We start from the raw sequence: 17878 nt of genomic DNA, 5'->3' as shown, positions 1-17878 counted from the left end.
GATTACGAAATTGGTTAGTAATACGAAAAATTACGGAATGGTGAAAGCGATACCGGCGCGTTCGGCGGCGTTTCGCAGGTGACGTTGCATCGCGGTCATTGCAGCGCTGGCATTGCCGCCGATAATCGCGGCAACAATGAGTTCATGCTCTTCGAACGCTTCGATCAGGCGTGGTGTATTGGCGAGCGGAAAGCACTGGCTTTTACCGATGCGATCTTCGAACGAATGGGAGATTTCCGCGAGGATGTCGTTGCCGGAATAGGCGGCGATTGCCTGATGGAATGTGAGGTCGCAACTGGCTGCGTCGATGAGGTCGTTGCGTAGTAGCGTGTCTTCAAAGCGCGCCTGCATGTCCTGGAGCTGTCTTGCCGCGCCGGGGCCGCTTGTTCTTGCTGCGAGTGCGGCGGCGGAGGGTTCGATGATGTAGCGCAGTTGCATTGTTTGCTCGGCGCTGCGGGTGACCAGTCCTGTGTCGTGTTGTCCGCGATGTGCGACGAATGTGCCTTTGCCGGGGATTGAGCGAAGGAAGCCTAGTGTCATCAGTACGGATACTGCTTCGCGCAGGGCGCCGCGGCTGACGCCTAGCTGGCCTGCGAGTTCGCGTTGTCCGGGCAGCACTTCGCCGGGCGCGTATACCCCTGACAGGATGCGTTGCTGCAGGGTTTGCGCAACGAAATTCGGCATGCTCATGCAGGGCACTCCTACCGGTAGGACCGGCGGTTCCTATGCGCGAACCATGCCAGGGTGTAGTAGGCTTTTAAAAACAATGGGTTGAACTGATGGGCGGGGGCGAGGCGCTGACTCGTGCACTAGTTGCAAGCGATCGGTTCGGTGCAGCGCACGAAATCAGGGCAAAAAAGATGCTTCTTTCTTGAGGTGGTTGTACGCGGATAGCGCGGGATGAACCTGTGGCAGGTTCAGTCACTGGTGGCGAAGCGTGTGGGTATCTGTGTTCGGAGAGGTCGGGCTTCAAACATCGGTGAGTCTGGCGAGCACCGTGCTATCAGGTGCCAAAAACTCCTAGCCTGCACGCTAGGGACACTAACTTGCCGATTGTTGGAAACGCGTTTCTTTGCTTCGTTTCTTTGCGCGTTTGCAAAGAAACGACGTGCCGCCACGCACAGTGGCTAATAGTGGTAAAGAAATCAGCCAACATATAACGACCGCAAGCCTGAGCAGCAGCAACCCGGCACAAACCCCCGACCACCCGCACCGGCAGACCAGACCAACCCAACCCCCAAGTGCGAACGGCCACCTCACCGATGTGCCTCCAGCAGCAAATTCAAAAACGCCTCCGCAGCCCGCGTCAAGGGCCTAACCTCCTCGACGATCGCACAAAACGGCATCGAATAAAACGGCGACTCCGGCAGCACTGCAAATTCATATCGCGGAGAAAGCTGCGCTGCATAGTGCTCAGGCAACAGTCCGACATAACGTCCGGTAGCCACCATCATCGCGACGGCTTCCAGTCCGCTCACCTCCAGTCCCTGCACGAACCCTTGCGTCGCCAACGCATCCTCAACAAACGGATGAGGCCGATACACCAGCGGCAACGCGCGCGTATCGCCATGCGCGCGGATCTCGCCCGCAGTCGCCGGCCGATAAAACACCCGATGCGTTTCAGTGAAAAGCGGATAGTGCCGAAACGCCCGAATACGCTTGTAAGCACAGCGGATGGCGATCTGTACGCGCCGGTCGGTCAGCGCAGCGCCCAGGTCGCTGAAGTTCATGACGCAGAGCGTCGGCCGCACAAGCGGTGCAATCCGATGCAGTTCGCCCAGCGCTTCGGAGATCCTGCATCCCTCGTGCGTCATCACATGCTCGGACGTGCCGAGCAGAAGCGGACCGGATAAAACACCGCGCACCGCATCGACTTCCGGCTTGATGCGCTCGAGCGCTTCGAGCGCCTGCAATGCCACCCGCAACGCGACTTCACCGCCTTCCGTAAGCTGGAATCCGCCGGGACCGCGCTCGCACAGCTTGACCCCAAGTCGCGCTTCAACCTCATTGATATGCCGGCTGATTGATGCCTTCGACATCGACAACGCGCGCTCCGCCGCTGCGAATCCGCTCGCTTGCGCAGCCGCGCAAAACACGCGCAGCGAACGCAGATCGCGCTCGTTCAGGTCCATTTTCTTCATCGATGCACACTTTAGAAAGGTTTCGGTTTCCGGAACCATATCAACGAAAAAATGGTTTTTCAAAACTTTTTTGACTACCTACATTCCCCCACTAACGCTTCTCAACGTTCCCGGGGAACTCCATGATCACGCTCGACCGACGCAAATTTCTCACCGTGGCAGGGGGCGTTTCGCTCGCGCTAGCCATGCCGTCTTTCGCGTTTGCCGAGGGCGGGTCGCTCGCCGACATCCGTCAGCGCGGCAAGCTGACAGTCGGCACCGAGGCAGCTTACGAACCGTTTGAATTCGTCGAAAACGGCAAGGTAGTGGGCTACGGTCACGACATTCTCGAGTACATGGCGAGCAAGCTCGGAGTGGCGCTCAATCAGGTCAACCTGCCGTTCCAGGGCCTGCTGCCCGGCCTCATGACACACAAGTTCGACTTTGTTGCGACGAGCGTCGGCATCAATCCGGAGCGGGCAAAACGCTTCGCATTCTCCGAGCCGGTCGGTGTGGTCGACACGGTACTCGTCGTGCGAGCAAGCGACACCACTGTCACCAAGACCGACGATGTCGCCGGGAAGATAGTCGGCACGCAGATGGGGTCGTCGTCACAACCGATCGCCCAGGCGTTCGACACGCAACTGAAAGCGAAGGGCGCGGGTTATGCGGACATCAAGCTATTTCAGGCGTATCCGGACGTGATGGTCGCGCTGACGAACAAGACGCTCGACGTGGGAATCATGCCGTCGAACATTGTCGCCGTTTTGATGAAGAAGGAACCGGGGCAGTTCCGCGTGATCGGCAAGATCGGCGAGCCGAAGATGCTCGCATGGGTCGCGAATCCGCAAGACAAGGAGATTCGCGAGTTCATCAATACTTCGCTTGCGGAACTGACGAAGAACGGCCAGCTCGCGCAAATGCAGAAGAAATGGTTCGGTTACACGATGAGCCTGCCGACAAGCGGCTATTTGCCAGAAGGCGCGGTCTGAGCCGAGGCGCGGCATGTTTGCATCTCTGAGCAGCCAGCTCGCAGCGCTCGGGCCGTTCCTTCACGATGTTGCCGAGGGCGCCGTCACCACAATTGCAGCGAGCGTGGCGGCGTTCGTGCTCGGCATCGTGATCGGCTCGCTGCTGCTGCTCGTGCGCCAGCATGGCGGACGCACGCTCGCCGGGGTCGTGATCGTCTATATCAGCGTGATACGCGGCACGCCTGCATTGATCCAGATGCTGGTCGCGTATTACGTCCTGCCTGCCGTGCTCAACTTGCCGCTTTCGCCGCTGCAAGCCGGCATTCTCGCGCTGGCGCTGAACACGGCGGCGTATGTGTCGGAGATCCTGCGCGGCGCGCTGAACTCGCTCGGCCGCGGGCAGATCCCGGCAGCACGGGCACTCGGCATGCCGCCGGTGCAGGTGTGGCGCTACATCGTTTTTCCGCAGCTTTTCTATCGCTCCATACCGCCGCTGACCAACGAGTTCACGATGTTGCTGAAGGCTTCCTCGCTGATGTCGATTATCGCGGTACATGATCTGGCGACTGTCGCGCGTGATGCCACACTGCAGACAAATTTGCCCTTGCAGGTGTTCTCCGCAACGGCGGTGGTCTACTTTGCGATCCTGTTTCTCGCGTCGTCGGCATCGCGTGGGCTCGAGCGCCGCGTGGCGAAGGTGCTGCCCAATGTCCATTGACCTCGGCATTGTCGAGTCGTCCATCCTGCCGCTTCTCAAGGGGCTCAAGGTAACGGCGCAAGTCTGCGTGCTTGGCATTCCGCTTGGCATCGTGCTCGGAACCATTGCTGCCTATTTTCGCGCTTCCTCGTGGCGCGTGCTGCGGACAAGCGCGCTGGTTTATGTGGAGATCGTGCGTAATGTGCCGTTCCTGATCCTCGTTTATCTAAGCTTCTTCGGCTTGCCGAAAATCGGCGTTGCCATGCCCGCATTTGCCATCGGCGTCGCTGCTACCGCTTTCTATACGGGCGGATACTTCTGCGAAATCCTGCGCGCTGCGTTCGGCAGCCTTGCGCATGGGCAGGTCCAGGCCGCGCGGTCGCTGGGACTGACCGGGCTTCAGGTCCAGCGTCATGTCGTGCTGCCGCAGATCTTTGGTTATCTTGCACCGGCCACCACCAGCCTTACGATCATGATGTTCAAGGACTCGTCGATCTTCTCTGTCATGAGCCTCACGGAACTCACGTATCAGAGCAACCTGCTTACCGCCGATACCTTCGCCTATGTCGAAGTGCTCGGTACTACCGCGCTGATCTACTGGCTCTGCAGTGTGCTGCTCGACATCGCAGGGCAGTGGTCGGAGCGTTACGCAACCCGTTACCGGCGCGTCTGACGCCGGCCGTCACGGCGCATGCACTCGTTTTGAATAAAGGATACCTAATCATGACAAAACCGCTTACCGTTCCGCCGAAAACCGGACACAAGACGCTGCTGTACTCCGATCTTGCGATGGACCTCGACAACCTCGATGCCGACATCGCGGTGCTCGGCATGCCTTACGGCTCCGCGTATTCCGCCGCGGATTTTACCAACGACCAGACCAACGCACCCACGGCGATCCGTCAGGCGACCGATCGCGTGGTCCGCTCGCCCGGTCACTATGATTTCGATATTGATGGTCCGCTTTTGCAGGAACGCGACGATATCCGCTTCGTCGATTGCGGCGATGTGATCGCGGACCTGGCTGCCCCCGGCAGCCACTATGAGCGCGTGGAAACGGTGGTGCGAAAGCTTCTCGCGGCTGGCGCATTGCCGATCGTGATGGGTGGCGACCACGGCATTACGACGCCCGTGCTGCGTGCCTTCGACAGCCTCGGCCCGATCACGCTCGTTCACGTCGATGCGCACCTGGACTGGCGCGACGAAGTGAACGGCGTGCGTGACGGCCTCTCCAGCCCAATCCGTCGGGCCTCGGAGATGAAGCACGTTGCGAAGATCGTGCAGATCGGGTTGCGTGCTCAGGGTAGCGGCCGGCCGGAAGAATTGCGCGCAGCCAAGGCCTACGGCTCAGAGCTGATTACCGCATACGAGCTTCACGACGTCGGTATGGATGCCGTTCTCGCTCGCATTCCTGACGGCGGTAACTACTATCTGACCATCGACGCCGATGGCCTCGATCCGTCCGTCATGCCGGCCGTTGCGGGACCGGCGCCGGGTGGCGTGACCTTCCTGCAAGCACGCAAGCTGATTCACGGTCTCGTGAAAAAGGGACGGGTGGTGGGCATGGATATCGTCGAGATTCAGCCTGAGAAAGACGTCAACCAGATCTCGTGCATCACGGCGGGCCGCCTGATTCTCAACCTGATCGGGAGCGCGATCCGCGCAGGTTATTTCGATAACCGCCGCTGAACGCAGCGCAGTTTCGCTCATGATCCGGATCAACCAGATCAGCAGGCAATACGGCACGCGGCACTTTTTATCGCGCCTCCCTAAGCATTGAACTTACCTTGCACAACACTTATGGAACACACTCGCATTCGTCCGTTCAACACGAAAATAACCTACCCCGAGCAATCGCTCGATAACGATCTCGCGCAAGCGGTCGTCGCGGGGAACATGATTTTCCTACGAGGTCAGATTGGGCAGGACATCGACACGTACGAATCGGTCGGTATCGGCGACGCCGCTGCGCAGGCCGAGAAGGCGATGGCCAACGTGAAAATGCTGCTGGAAGAAGCCGGCAGCAAGCTCGAAGACATTTGCAAGGTAACGATCTATCTGACTGACGTGCGTTATCGTGAGGCGGTGTATTGCGTGATCGGGCGCTGGTTGAAGGGCGTGCACGCGGTGTCGACCGGCCTCACTGTGACGGCGTTGGCACGGCCTGAGTGGCTGGTCGAGGTCGATGTGATAGCAGTGAAGTCGTAACGGAACATCGCCGCGCTGAGGAGTGCGGCGATGTTAGTGAGAAACCATCATCAAAGGCGCGCACTATCACTTTCGCTCGAAGGTTCCGGTTAGGAGGCCGCGGGCGAGTATCTTGCCGGTCATTGCGCGAAGCAGGGTTTGTTTGTCGAAGCCGGGTTGCATGCCAAGTGCTTGACCGAGGGCGAACAGCTGGAACACGTATCGATGCGGTCCGTGCAACGGAGGCGGCATGGGTCCGCGATAAATCGCCTTGCCGGTCCACCATTTGCCGAAACATATCTCCGGCGACAGCGGATCGCTCAAGGTGCCTGGCGCCATCGCCGAACCCTGCGGCGAAATTCCCGCAGCCAGAAGATGGACGGAAGGCACCGGCAGCGGCGCATCCGGATCTTCCATGACGACCACGAGTTCGACCGTATTGGGAGGAACGCTGGACCATATTAGCGGAGGCGACTGATCTTCTCCGCCAATACGTCGTGCGGCACACAGCACCGGCATGACACCACCGTCCTGAAACGCGCTGCTTGAAAGCGTGAGCGTGTCCGGCACGTTTCTAATGTCCGGATGCTTCCACAGCAGTTTTTCTTCACCGGCGCGAACGCCTCGCAAGAGCCGACCGAGTAGACCTGCAATCACGCTTGATTCTCCAAAGTTGCCGCGTTTACTCGTGCGACGCAGCCAGGCGTTTGATGATCTTGATCGCGGCAAGCATGGTGTGCTGCTCGTCGAGGTCCAGGTCCTTCAGCGTCTCGGCGAGCCATTTCCGTTTGGCTGCGCTTGCTTCCGCCCGCGTTTTCCGGCCCTCCTCGGTCAATGTAAAAATCACACGACGCCCGTCGGTGGAGTCCGCTGATCGCTCTACTAACCCGGCTTCTTCCAGAACGCCGAGAGTAGCGCCCATCGACTGCGGTTTAACCGCTTCGGCACGCGCCAGTTCTGCTGTGGTGGAAGGGCCGGCCATTTCCAGGCGCGCGGTCACGGCCAATTGCGACCACGAGAGTTCATGCTTGTTCGACTCGGCGCGCAGGCGGCGCGTCAGCACGGCCATGGCCAGCCTCAAGTCCTCTGCGGCAGTTTCGAGTACGTTCGGTCGTTTTCGTTGCATTGGTTCAGGATAGAGAATAGCAGCTTAACTTGCAAGTTAAGCTGCTAAGTATTCTGCAAAGCACCGCTCGGACGCCCGTTTGATAGAAACGGGCGCCCTAGTCGGCTATCAGGCTATCAGCGTACCCGCACAGGCGCGGCGCGAAATGCTAGAACGAGGCCAGCCAGGATCGAAGCCATTCCTGCTACACCAAGAGGCGCAAGGCGATTGCCGAGGACCAGAAAATCCATGATCGCGGTGACCACAGGCACGAGATAAAAAAGGCTCGTCACGTTGACCAGATTACCCGCCTGCATCAGCCGGTAAAACAACAACTGGGCGACAACCGATATCACGATGCCCAGCCACAGCAGCGCTACCAGAAAATCTGCGCTGGGTACGAACGTCATGGGTTCGAATGGCACGAACAACATGGACAGCGTAAGGCCGACCACATTCTGAAGCGGCAGGACATCGGCAGGTTGCTGCTTCAGGCGTTTCTGCAGGATTGCACCGAACGTCATGCACGCGAGGGAGGCCGACGCGAGAAATACCCCCGCTAGCGGAAAACGCTCAGCGTCGCCGGCTGTGAAAACGACGAGGGACAAACCACCCAAGGCAAGCAACAGGCCGCCAAAGCGCGCCGCGGTCAAGCGCCGCTCCAGGAGCACAAGCGTGAGAATCGGCTGGACGCCAAGAACGGTTGTGAGAATGCCGGGCGTCAATCCACGATCGAGCGCAAGCAGATAACAGATCGGGTAACCGCCGGTGAGCAAAGCCCCCGTGATTGCGACTTGCAAGCGGGTTCCCGGCGCAGGTAACCAGCGCCCGCGCCATACGCCAAGCATCGCGAGGACGCTCGACGCCAGGGCGAAACGCAGGACGAGGAAAACGAAGGCTGGGGCGTGATCGAGTCCGAGTTTTGAAACGATCGCGCCGCTGCTCCACAGCAGGACAAAGAGCGCCGTCGAACCATAAGCGGCGACGGCGGTTTTTACAAAAGCCATGAGTATTCACCTGTCGTGGGAATAGAGGACTTGGGCCAAGCGCGGTCAAGCCGCTAAGCACCAAAAGGTGCTGCGGTCAGGCCGGTAGCCGAAGACTTAAAGGGGGCTGGAAATCAGCCAGAAACGCCCGTACGCGGCGGCGGTGCTACGCCAGCCGGAACGAGGTTCGGGGGAGAAACGACAGGTGGAGAAACAGAGAAGCGGTCCACGCGCGCATGGCTAGCCTTCGAGTCGAACTCGATATTGGCAAGGCAAAGGTGCGCAGGGTTCGTCATGGAAAACGGATTCAGTGGAGTCGCTTGCTAAGGGTGCAAGATTACCGGTTAGCCGGCGGTTATGCAACGCTTAGGCGAAGCGATTTTAAATAGTGCCGTTTCGCGATTTTGCCTAGCGGGACTTAGGCGATTTGGCACGATGGTCATCTTGCTCTTAAGCTACAGCGTGCTATAGGCCCCGGGATCACGTTGCAATCAATCCTCTACAGCCAGCTTTAGTTTCATCAGCGCGTGATCCCACTGCTGCGCGATCATTTCAAGGGACCGCCGGGCAGCTTCCATATGCGTCGGTTCGAATTCCCACAGGCGTTCGCGCCCGACTTTGACGTCGCGTACCAGACCCGCGTTTGCCAACACCTGCAGATGCTGCGTAACCGATTGCCGTGTGATGTCCGTGCCGGCCGTGAGCTGCGCGATCGACATCGCGCTTCCGGCACACAGGACAGCGATGAGACGCAGGCGCGTCTCATCGCCCAGCGCGGCGAAAACAGCCGCAGCGTTTCGTTGTGCCATACTCTTGAGCAACGCTTTGTTAGAAGATGTCTTAGCCTGTCGCGACATGTTTCTCGATGTTTTCCATCTGCGTTTCCCAACCCCCGCTGTTCAGGCGAAACGCGTCCAGGCGGCGCGCCGGCGGGAGATCGTCAAAGCCGGTTTCGACGAGACGCACCAAGGTACCCGAGTCGACTTCTTCAAGCTCGAATACGACCAGCGTGCGGGTTTCTCCGGAATAGTCGAAGGCCGGATCAATAGCGCCCGGATGCCAGCGCCAGGACAACAGCTTCTCCGGCTCGATGCGTTCGATCACCATCTCGCAGACGAGATGTTCATATCCGGGGTAGGTGATCCGTGCGTGCACAGTCTTACCCGCTTCGAAGGTCTTGCCCTTTAAATCCATGCCAAACCAGTTGCCGAACTCTTCGGCATTTGACAACGCGCGCCATACTCGCGAACGCGGCGCCTTGAGCAGGATTTCCCTTTCGATACGATCGGTAGACGATGTCATATGCAGCCTCCTGACTGCATATTAGACAGTGATATTCAAAAATGCAAGTGTTTGACTGCATGTTCCGGAGGTCGGCGTATTCGCTCAGGGTTTGTCTTTATCGACGTACTGGTTACGCTTCGCCCAGCGGTTCGCCGGCAACCGTAGGCATGACGGTTCTCTCTGACGCCGCTTTCACGCGGCCGACCCAGATCGCGGCAAACGATACGAGCCCGGCGGCAAGCCATCCGTTGAGACCATAACCTTCAATAGTCCCATTCGGGCTGATCGACAGCCACAGTCCGCCCAGCCATGCCCCGCAGCCCGCTCCGAGTGCTTGCAGCGCGCTGTTCGTGCTAAGGAAAGCGCCGCGGTGGGCCGGCTCAGGAACGGTCGTCAGCAACGCCTGCATCGGCACCATGCGTCCGGATACGATCACCATGAACACGGGGAAAAGCAACACCATTGCGAAAAACGGCAAGCCCGGCAGGTGAGTCATGAACAACACGGGCAGCAAGGACAGGACCACCATTAGCCGGAACATCCGGCGGCTGCCGTAGCGGTCGGAGAGTCGGCCGACGAGCCGCGATGTGAAGAACGTCGCGGCGCCGCCCGCCATATAAAGCCATGACAACTGTGCGGGCGCCACGCCGTGGTTGGCTACGAGCATGGGCGAGATGAACGGGATCACCAGCATCTGAGAAGCCATCACAATGAAGGTGAGTGCAAACGCGTTGAGATAGCGGGGGTTCGATACCAGCCGCCAAAGTGCGGGCAGCACGCTGCTTAAAGCGGGTTGCTTGCGGTTCAGGTGCTCGGCTAACGAAGGCACGATGCGCATTCCGCCCAGCCAGATCAGAACCGACAATGCCGTCAGCAAGATGAACGGCGCAAACCATCCGAAATGCGCGCCCAACAGAACGCCGGCCGGCACGCCCGCGACTGCCGCCAGCGAAAAGGCCGTCATGATCGTACCGGTCGCTGCGCCGCGCCGGGAGGCAGGAATGACATCGGCGACGATCGCCATGATGACCGACCCCAGCACGCCTCCGGTGATGCCTGCAAAAGCGCGCGCGATCAGCAGCATGGGAAAACTGGCGGCGCAGGCGCACGCCAGGTTCGACAGCGCGAACAGCGCGTACACCGCTAACAGAAGACGGCGGCGATCGAATCGGTCGATATAAGTGGCGGCGAACAGGCCCGAGAGACCTGCGCACCACGAGTAGACTGAAACCGCTGTGGCGAACGCGGCCGGTGATATCTGGAAGCTCCGCATGATCTGCGGACCGAGCGGCATCATGATCATGAAGTCCATGATGATCGTGAACTGTGTGAGCGCTAGCAGCCAGAGAAGGCGCCGCTCGCGACTCGCGTCTAAACTATACATATAGCCATCCTGATTAACTGTATTCGAGCGGCTAAAGCGGTGGAGACGCGAGTCAGTCGTCGATCGATTCGTGAACGGCTTCCACGCCTCGTTTCCAGTAACTCGCGGCGCGAATCCGGGTCTTGTCGACACCTCGTTCCGTGCACAGGTGCTGACGGACTGCACGCATGATCGTGGCTTCGCCCGCGGCCCAGACGTACCCTTCGCCGGTCGGCAGATACATCTCGCGCAAGGCGAGCAACAAGGCACCGCCGGGGAAGTCCGATTCGCTACGATAGCGCCATTCGGCATACAGGTCCGTCTGCGTCGCGAAATCGATTCGCGCCGACGGATCTTCCACTTCGATCAGCGTTGCAACGCGTGTTCCCGGCGGCAACTCTTCCAGTCGGCGTGCGATGGCGGGCAGCGCCGTCTCGTCGCCAATCAGCAGATGCCAGTCGAAACCCGTGGGGATGGTGAAGGAGCCACGCGGGCCGCCGATTCCCAGATACTGCCCAACCTGGGCTTGCGCGGCCCAGGTAGCGGCCGGTCCTGCCTCGTGAAGCGCGAACTCTATATCCAGCTCGCCCGCTTCGCGATTGTATCGACGCGGTGTGAAGTCTCGTGCGATTGGCCGCGGCTGGTCGTCCGCGAAAACCGGGCCATTTGGGCCGGCACTGGGCATGGCGGGTTTGTCGGCTCCGGGCTGCGGAAAGAAGACCTTGATGTGGTCGTCGAAAGACGCGGATTCGAAGTCGTGGAGATCGTCACCGCTTAACGTAACGCGCACGAGATGGGGCGTCAGCGGTTGCACGCGCTTGACTTGAGCCAAGCGGAATTTAAGTTGATGGCGGACGCGGCCGACCGCCAGATCGGGTCTGTTTTGCATTGTGTTTTCTCTTGGGTGTTGGTTCATGCCGGATCGCCGGCGGCTTTGCCTTCTATCTCGGCGGTAGCACGCGCAAGGATGGCTGCGATGCGGCGTTGCTCGCTAGCGGGTGCGTCGGTTCGAATCAGCAGCGCGTGCTTAAGCGCGCGGCGCGCCTGGATAAACTCGGGCAGCCAAGCGTTGCTGTCGCCGTTAGCGTCCGCGTTTTCATCGGGTGCTTCGCCTGCAAACGCGCGGCGTACCGAATCCATCTTGCGGGCAAAATGGCTGAGCTTGGCCAGCATCAGGTCGACGCGCTCCCGGTTAGCCGCCAGATAATCGCGGCCGGGATCGGCTAAGGCATAACGCTTACGATTGCCTTCTACCTCGACCGTGGCATAGCCCAATTCCTCCAGATAAGTCAGCGCTGGATAGACCATGCCCGGACTCGGGCTATAAAAACCGTTCGATCGGACTTCGAGTGCCTTGATCAACTCGTAGCCGTGGCGCGGTTGTTCGGCCAGAAGCGCAAGCAGAAGCAATTGAAGGTCGTCGGACGTAAATTTGCGGCCACGCGGCATGCCGTCATCACCGCCTCCACCGAATCCTCCTGGGCCACCTGGGAACCGGCTGTCGTCGTGATGGCGGTGGTGGTGGCGTCCGACTGCATGCCACAGCGCGTGCAGGGAAAAACGGTCTGAAGATTCGAATCCGGCGTGCGGGTGTGCGAAGTCGCGGCTTCGGTGATGTCTCATGGTGGAACTCCTTTTATATCGTAAAACACATCTTAAGATATATATCTTAAGATAGCTTGTCAATATTTTTTCGGAGGAAGGCCGATCGACGGCGCTACGGCGTGGCGGGTCGTCATCAGCGCTTTTCTTGGGGATCGCTTAGCGCGGCCTAAGCCAACGCGTATCGCTAAGCGCTTTAAGCATTACGCTGAAACTTGCGATGCTTAAGTATCCGGCGGTCATAACCATATCGGAATTGAATAATTCTCAAGGCGGTGCGGCGTCGCTACTCTGGGCGTTGATTTAGCCTGCGAGGATTTATGCAAATTTCTGGTCCCGATGTTTCTGATGTTTCCGCTGGACGGCGGCGCGTATTGCGCTTGCTTAGCGCCGCGCCGGCCGTCGCCGCGCTCGGCGGTTTTCCGTCTCAGGCGGCGAGGGCTGCGGATGCGGCCCTGAGTTCCGTCACGCTCGTGCTGGGCGATCAGGCGGGCGGTACACGCGCACTAGCCGAGGCTGCCAAGGTTCTCGACGGCACGCCGTATGCATTCAAGTGGGCTAATTTCCAGGGCGCCGCACCGCTCTTTGAAGCGCAGCGTGCGGGTGCCGTTGACCTGGCGCCTGCGGGCGATTTGCCGGTGCTGGCGGCTGCCGTAGGCGATCCGACGCTCAAGATTGTCGCGACGCGCGTCGGCTCGGGCGCGCAACTGGGCATTCTCGTCCCGGCGGATTCGACGTTGCGCAGCGTGGCGGAACTCAAGGGACGCACGGTGTTTGTTTCGTCGGCACGCGGTAGCATTTCGCAGTTCCAACTCTATGGCGCGCTTGCCGAAGCGGGTCTAACGCGTAATGACGTTTCAGTGCGATTTGTCTTGCCGGTCGATGCATTCACTGCGTTCGAATCGGGACGAATCGACGTATGGGCGACCTTCGATCCGTACTTTGGAACCGCCGTTCAGCGCGGCGCACGGGTGCTGCGGGATGGCACCGGGATCAATAGCGGTCTGGGTTTCGTGACGGCGTCCGGCGCGGCGGCCGCCGATCCCCTGAAGCGCCTCGCCATTGCAGATGTGCTCCAGCGTTTGCAGCGCGCCGGTGATTGGGCCATGGCCAATCCCGATGCATACGCGCATGTCTACGCGTCGCTGACCCGGCTTCCTTACGATGCTGCGAAGACCATCACTGCCCGATCCGCGCTGAAGCAACGTTTTGTCGCGGACAATGACATTGTCGCGTTGCAGCGGGTCGCGGATATCGCCTTTCGCGACGCCATTCTGCCAAGGCGGATCGACGTGCGTGCCATCTCGGATACGCAGATCGCGAAGGCTTGAGAGAGGTTAAAGCGGCGCAGATCCATCGCCTTAACCTCTCGCCACGGCTTCAAATCAGTCAAGCAGATCGGGTTCGGCCTCGACAAGACCTTCATACAAGCTCTCAAACGAAAACAGCGCGCCTCCGGGCCGACCGACCCGCTCGTGCGTCAGTGCAGCGACGTCATGCGGAATCCGCTGAGGCGTGCCGGCGGCTTCGGCGAGCAACTGCGTGTGGCATGCGTTATCCAGTGCGAGGTACCACCACGCGGCCGCTTCCACCGTCGGGCCTGCGGTCAGGATGCCATGATTCTTCAGGATCACCGCCTTGCTCGAACCTAGCGCTATAGCAATGCGCGCGCCTTCCTTGGTGTCGAGCACCACACCCTGGAAGTCGTCAAATAGTTCGTGATCCTCATAGAATGAGCACGAGTCTTGTGTCAATGGATCGAGCTTGCGCCCCAAGGTCGACCACGCCTTGCCGTATAGCGAGTGGGTATGCGCAGCCGCAACAATATCCGGGCGCGCTTCATGAATGGCCGCATGAATTGCAAATGCGGCTTGATTGACGGGTCCCTTACCTACGACGATCTCGCCGGCGCTGTTCACCAGCAGCAGGTCGGAAACACGCATGCGTGCGAAGTGCCTGCCGAGCGGATTGACCCAGAAGTGATCGTGCCATTCCGGATCGCGCGCGGTGATGTGGCCGGCGAGACCCTGGTCGAAACCGTAGCGGGCGAAAAGACGGAACGCGCCGGCAAGGCGCTCCAGGCGATGCCGGCGTTCGGCCGCGGGCGTGGCAGGAGGCGGGACCTCGTCGAACCAGAATTTGCGGACCGGGGAGGCGTGCAGGGCGAGGTCGGGCGCGTCGGTGAGGGTGCTCATTGTATTGATGTCCTTTGACATTCAAGCGGCGCTAGCCGTTTACGGGGAAAGCGGCTACGCCGGGCGGAAAGGCTAGTGGTGGCGAGTGTCCCTGGTGCGACTCGGCGCCGTTTGGCGACAGGCGCTAAAAAGGATTCGGTGGCGCCAGTGGACCGCCTCAAAGGCTAGCATTCGGGCATGCAAAGGCTAAATATCAAATGAAGATAACCATATCGGTTGCGCATGGTTTCGCTTAGGACGGGGAAAAGCACCAAGGCAGCCTCGCGCTTTCCAATCGGAGCGTTGCTTTTTAAGACCTTACGGATGCAAACGAAAACGTTCCTAGCGCTGTGCGTACCTCATCGAGCGTGTGTTGCGTCACGGCCTTGGCGCGATCCGTTCCGTCCCTAAGCATGCTGAAGACATAACCCGGGTCCTGGGCAAACCGTTCACGCCGTTCGCGCATGGGGGCGATCAGCGCCTGGAGCTTATCTTCCAGCCTGTGCTTGAGCATCATATCCCCAAGCCCTCCCGCCCGGTACGAGGCCTTCAGGCGCTCCACTTCTGCACGGTCGTCGTCGAATACGTCCAGGTAGGTAAAGACCATGTTGCCTTCAACGGTCCCTGGATCGGAGGCACGCAGATGGTACGGATCGGTGTACATACTCCTTACTGCTTCGCGTATGGCGTCAGGCGCGGCCGACAGCGGAATCGAGTTGTTCTGCGATTTGCTCATCTTGGCTTTCCCATCGACACCGGGAAGGCGGCCCATCGACGGAATCAATGCCTCGGCTTCCGGCAGAACGTCCACACCTGCTTGCCGGTTGATGCGTCGAACAATCTCGTTGGTCTGTTCGATCAGGGGAGCCTGATCCTCTCCCACTGGCACAACGTTGGCTTTGAACCCGGTGATATCGGCGGCCTGCGCCACCGGATAGCAGAGAAAACCCGCTGGAATGTCGCGACCGAAACCGCGCGCCTGAATCTCTTCCTTGATGGTCGGGTTCCGTTCGAGGCGTGCGACGGTGACAAAGTTCAGATAGAGCAGGGTCAATTCGGCGAGGGCCGGCAGACCCGACTGGACCGCGATCGTGCTCTTGTGAGGGTCAATGCCAACAGCCAGATAATCCAGCGCCACTTCCAGTACGTTACGGCGCACCTTGTCGGGATCATGCGCGTTGTCGGTCATGGCCTGGGTATCCGCGACGAGAATATATTGTGCGTGCGTTTCCTGAAGCTTGAGCCGGGTCTTTAGCGAGCCGACATAGTGACCCAGATGCAGCGGCCCGGTAGGGCGATCACCGGTCAGGACGGTAAGGCGCGATGTGGACGGCGTAGTGTCGTGCATAAACGGATTCTCTTGGAGAACCGCCGCAGAACAATTGCACTGGGAGATAAAGCCATGTCAACCGGACCGCGGCGGTCATGGTCATTAAAAAGGCGTGACAATGCCGCTCCTTCAGGAGCGGCACCAGCTATTCGCAGTGGCCGGGTTGATTGCGGACATGGCGTAAGAATGCCATAGAGCAAGGATTGTTGACAACGCCCGGCCTAACGATCAGGAGGCGTTTGCGACGGATCCGCTCGCGGCCGCAATCCAGCGCCTCCATCCACCAAACGAAGTAATCTCCCGCATTCCTTCCAGCCCAAAGGCATCGCAGATAAAGCCGATCTCCCAGCGACCGTCCGAGAGTTCGACTTTTCCGAGTCCCAGAGGCGCTGGAATGCCTGTCAGGAACGACCCCAATTCCGCGCTGGGCAACTCCCATACCTCGACTTCGATAGCCGCGCCGCCGCCATTGGAAACGCGCGCCATTCCTGGCCGGGCCACGATGCCCTCAATCGCAAACAACTGATAACAAGGCGCACTCAACGTGCGTTCAACGAGTCGGCCGCCGCGTTGAAGCAACTGCCAGTTCAAAGGCAGTCCCTCCATATGCGCACCGCAAACCACAACCCGTGCGCGGTCGCTGCGAGCCTGTCGCGGCAATGGTTTCAGATCGGGAGCACTGCCTCCAACAACAGGAAAAGCAAACATACGCTGCAATCGATCAGCGATACTTAGCAAATACTGATCGGTGAACGGCCGTCCAAAAACGGTAATGCCCCAAGGTAATCCGTTAGCCATGAATCCAGCCGGCGTGGCAACGGCCGCATAGTCGAGCAGGTTCATGAAGTTGGTGTAATACCCCAGCAAGGAGTTCGGGCCGATAGGGTCCGCCTCCAGCTCTGCCAACGTGACCGGTCGAGGAAAACTCGGCGTCAGGACGAAGTCCACCTCGGCCATGACGGCATCGCAGGCTCGCTTGAGCGCCTGAAGCCGGTACTGCGCGCGAAAGGCATCAACAGCCGTCGTGCCCGGCGCCTTGGCGAGCACGTCGCGGATCACCGGCAGCACGGCGTCAGGTTGGGTCTCCATCAACGCTCCCGCGACGCTATAACGCTCCGCGACCCAAGGCCCTTCATAAAGCAATCTGGCCGCTTCGGCGAATGGCGCGAAGTCGATTTCAACGGCCGTTCCACCAGCGGCTTCGAGCGTCTTGTGGGCATCGTTAAAAAGCGCGGGACTTTCGGGGCATCCCGCAAACTCGAGTGTTGAAGGCACGCCGAATCGAAATGTGGATACCTCGCCGAAGGCACTTGCATCGTTGAAGTGCGGATTGACGCGGCTATAAGGGTCGCGAGGATCTTGCTTCGCTGTGAGCGCGAGAAGTTCGCTAGCCTCGCGTGCGGTTGCTGTCAGATAGGTGACACAGTCGAGTGTGCGGCAAGCCGGTACGACACCCGCAGTCGACAGCAGCCCTTTGGTCCCCTTCAAGCCCACCAGATGGTTCAACGCAGCGGGCACGCGTCCAGAGCCTGCTGTATCGGTGCCAAGCGCAAAGCTCGCCACGCCTAACGCCACTGCCAGCGACGACCCCGCGCTAGAACCACCCGCAGGGAAATCCGGATGCACGCTGTTCCGGCACTTGCCATAAGGCGAGCGCGTGCCGTTGAGACCCGTCGCGAACTGATCGAGATTGGTCTTGCCGATAGGCACCGCGCCAAGCGAGATCAATTGCGCAACAAGCGTCGCCGATTCGGTGGGTACATAGGCGAACGCAGGACACGCGGCGGTTGTCGGTATGCCGGCCAGATCGATGTTGTCCTTGATTGCGAACGGGATGCCATACAGTGGCAGCGCATCGATGTCTTGCGTTTCCAGCGTGTCCAGATAAGGCGCGACTTCGTCCTCGTTCAGGACGTGGATGAATAAGTGAAACTCGGGATTGAGCTCGGCCGCTTTTGCGAGCAACTCGCCAATCAGTTTGCGCGGTGTGGTTTCTTTTGCACGATAGGCGGCGCGCAGCGTGGACATGCGCAGGTCGAATGAAGGCATTGTTTTTCCT

At 59.7% G+C, this 17878-nt stretch carries 19 protein-coding genes; 6 read left to right on the top strand and 13 right to left on the bottom strand.

Annotation, left to right across the window (positions count from 1 at the left end):
• Positions 1-30 precede the first annotated feature (30 nt).
• Positions 31-690, bottom strand: a complete 660-nt coding sequence (locus EOS_RS19690) for a FadR/GntR family transcriptional regulator (protein ID WP_047848358.1) — start codon at positions 688-690, stop codon at positions 31-33.
• 566 nt (positions 691-1256) lie between these two features.
• Positions 1257-2141: a LysR family transcriptional regulator gene (locus tag EOS_RS19685; RefSeq protein ID WP_047848400.1), complete on the bottom strand. Its 885-nt coding sequence runs from the start codon at positions 2139-2141 to the stop codon at positions 1257-1259.
• Between the two features lie 122 nt (positions 2142-2263).
• Here EOS_RS19685 and EOS_RS19680 point away from each other — a divergent pair, with 122 nt between their 5' ends.
• From EOS_RS19680 to EOS_RS19660, 5 genes are all read left to right on the top strand, one after another.
• Positions 2264-3112 (top strand): transporter substrate-binding domain-containing protein, encoded by an 849-nt coding sequence (locus EOS_RS19680; RefSeq protein WP_047848357.1) that lies wholly within the window; start codon positions 2264-2266, stop codon positions 3110-3112.
• A gap of 13 nt (positions 3113-3125) precedes the next feature.
• A complete protein-coding gene (locus EOS_RS19675) occupies positions 3126-3809 on the top strand; it encodes an amino acid ABC transporter permease (protein ID WP_047848356.1) in 684 nt (227 codons plus the stop codon).
• A complete protein-coding gene (locus tag EOS_RS19670; protein ID WP_047848355.1) occupies positions 3799-4461 on the top strand; it encodes an amino acid ABC transporter permease in 663 nt (220 codons plus the stop codon). Before EOS_RS19675 ends, EOS_RS19670 begins: the two co-directional genes overlap by 11 nt.
• Before the next feature lie 50 nt (positions 4462-4511).
• The gene (locus EOS_RS19665) at positions 4512-5477 is read left to right on the top strand and encodes an agmatinase (RefSeq protein WP_047848354.1); all 966 of its coding nucleotides are present in this window, start codon (positions 4512-4514) and stop codon (positions 5475-5477) included.
• A gap of 111 nt (positions 5478-5588) precedes the next feature.
• Positions 5589-5996, top strand: coding sequence for a RidA family protein (locus EOS_RS19660; RefSeq protein ID WP_047848353.1), 408 nt, complete (start codon positions 5589-5591; stop codon positions 5994-5996).
• A 66-nt stretch (positions 5997-6062) separates the two neighbouring features.
• Here EOS_RS19660 and EOS_RS19655 read toward each other — a convergent pair whose 3' ends face one another.
• The 8 genes from EOS_RS19655 to EOS_RS19620 form a co-directional block, all read right to left on the bottom strand.
• Positions 6063-6632: a YbhB/YbcL family Raf kinase inhibitor-like protein gene (locus EOS_RS19655; RefSeq protein WP_047848352.1), complete on the bottom strand. Its 570-nt coding sequence runs from the start codon at positions 6630-6632 to the stop codon at positions 6063-6065.
• 25 nt (positions 6633-6657) lie between these two features.
• On the bottom strand, positions 6658-7101 hold the full coding sequence (locus tag EOS_RS19650) for a MarR family winged helix-turn-helix transcriptional regulator (protein WP_047848351.1): 444 nt from the start codon (positions 7099-7101) through the stop codon (positions 6658-6660).
• Between the two features lie 116 nt (positions 7102-7217).
• Complete coding sequence (locus EOS_RS19645; RefSeq protein WP_047848350.1) at positions 7218-8087, bottom strand: DMT family transporter; 870 nt, start codon at positions 8085-8087, stop codon at positions 7218-7220.
• A gap of 470 nt (positions 8088-8557) precedes the next feature.
• The gene (locus EOS_RS19640; protein WP_047848349.1) at positions 8558-8923 is read right to left on the bottom strand and encodes an ArsR/SmtB family transcription factor; all 366 of its coding nucleotides are present in this window, start codon (positions 8921-8923) and stop codon (positions 8558-8560) included.
• A complete protein-coding gene (locus EOS_RS19635; protein ID WP_047848348.1) occupies positions 8907-9368 on the bottom strand; it encodes an SRPBCC family protein in 462 nt (153 codons plus the stop codon). The genes EOS_RS19640 and EOS_RS19635 overlap by 17 nt, the downstream gene beginning before the upstream one ends.
• A gap of 112 nt (positions 9369-9480) precedes the next feature.
• The gene (locus EOS_RS19630; RefSeq protein WP_047848347.1) at positions 9481-10734 is read right to left on the bottom strand and encodes an MFS transporter; all 1254 of its coding nucleotides are present in this window, start codon (positions 10732-10734) and stop codon (positions 9481-9483) included.
• Between the two features lie 52 nt (positions 10735-10786).
• Positions 10787-11602: a siderophore-interacting protein gene (locus EOS_RS19625; protein WP_047848346.1), complete on the bottom strand. Its 816-nt coding sequence runs from the start codon at positions 11600-11602 to the stop codon at positions 10787-10789.
• A 23-nt stretch (positions 11603-11625) separates the two neighbouring features.
• Complete coding sequence (locus EOS_RS19620) at positions 11626-12336, bottom strand: PadR family transcriptional regulator (protein WP_053063974.1); 711 nt, start codon at positions 12334-12336, stop codon at positions 11626-11628.
• Positions 12337-12635: 299 nt separating this feature from the next.
• Here EOS_RS19620 and EOS_RS19615 point away from each other — a divergent pair, with 299 nt between their 5' ends.
• Positions 12636-13646: an ABC transporter substrate-binding protein gene (locus tag EOS_RS19615; RefSeq protein WP_047848345.1), complete on the top strand. Its 1011-nt coding sequence runs from the start codon at positions 12636-12638 to the stop codon at positions 13644-13646.
• A gap of 54 nt (positions 13647-13700) precedes the next feature.
• Here the strand turns inward: EOS_RS19615 and EOS_RS19610 are convergent, their stop codons facing one another.
• From EOS_RS19610 to atzF, 3 genes are all read right to left on the bottom strand, one after another.
• Entirely contained in the window at positions 13701-14510 is an 810-nt protein-coding gene (locus tag EOS_RS19610; protein ID WP_047848344.1) for a class II aldolase/adducin family protein, read from the bottom strand.
• A 289-nt stretch (positions 14511-14799) separates the two neighbouring features.
• Positions 14800-15837 (bottom strand): tryptophan--tRNA ligase, encoded by a 1038-nt coding sequence (trpS, locus tag EOS_RS19605; RefSeq protein ID WP_047848343.1) that lies wholly within the window; start codon positions 15835-15837, stop codon positions 14800-14802.
• Between the two features lie 210 nt (positions 15838-16047).
• Positions 16048-17868 (bottom strand): allophanate hydrolase, encoded by a 1821-nt coding sequence (atzF, locus tag EOS_RS19600; RefSeq protein WP_047848342.1) that lies wholly within the window; start codon positions 17866-17868, stop codon positions 16048-16050.
• Positions 17869-17878 lie beyond the last annotated feature (10 nt).

Source organism: Caballeronia mineralivorans PML1(12), from assembly GCF_001028175.1.
GTDB lineage: Bacteria > Pseudomonadota > Gammaproteobacteria > Burkholderiales > Burkholderiaceae > Caballeronia > Caballeronia mineralivorans.
The sequence above is the reverse complement of the archived record's forward strand: the minus strand, read 5'-3'. Positions and strand labels throughout refer to the sequence as shown.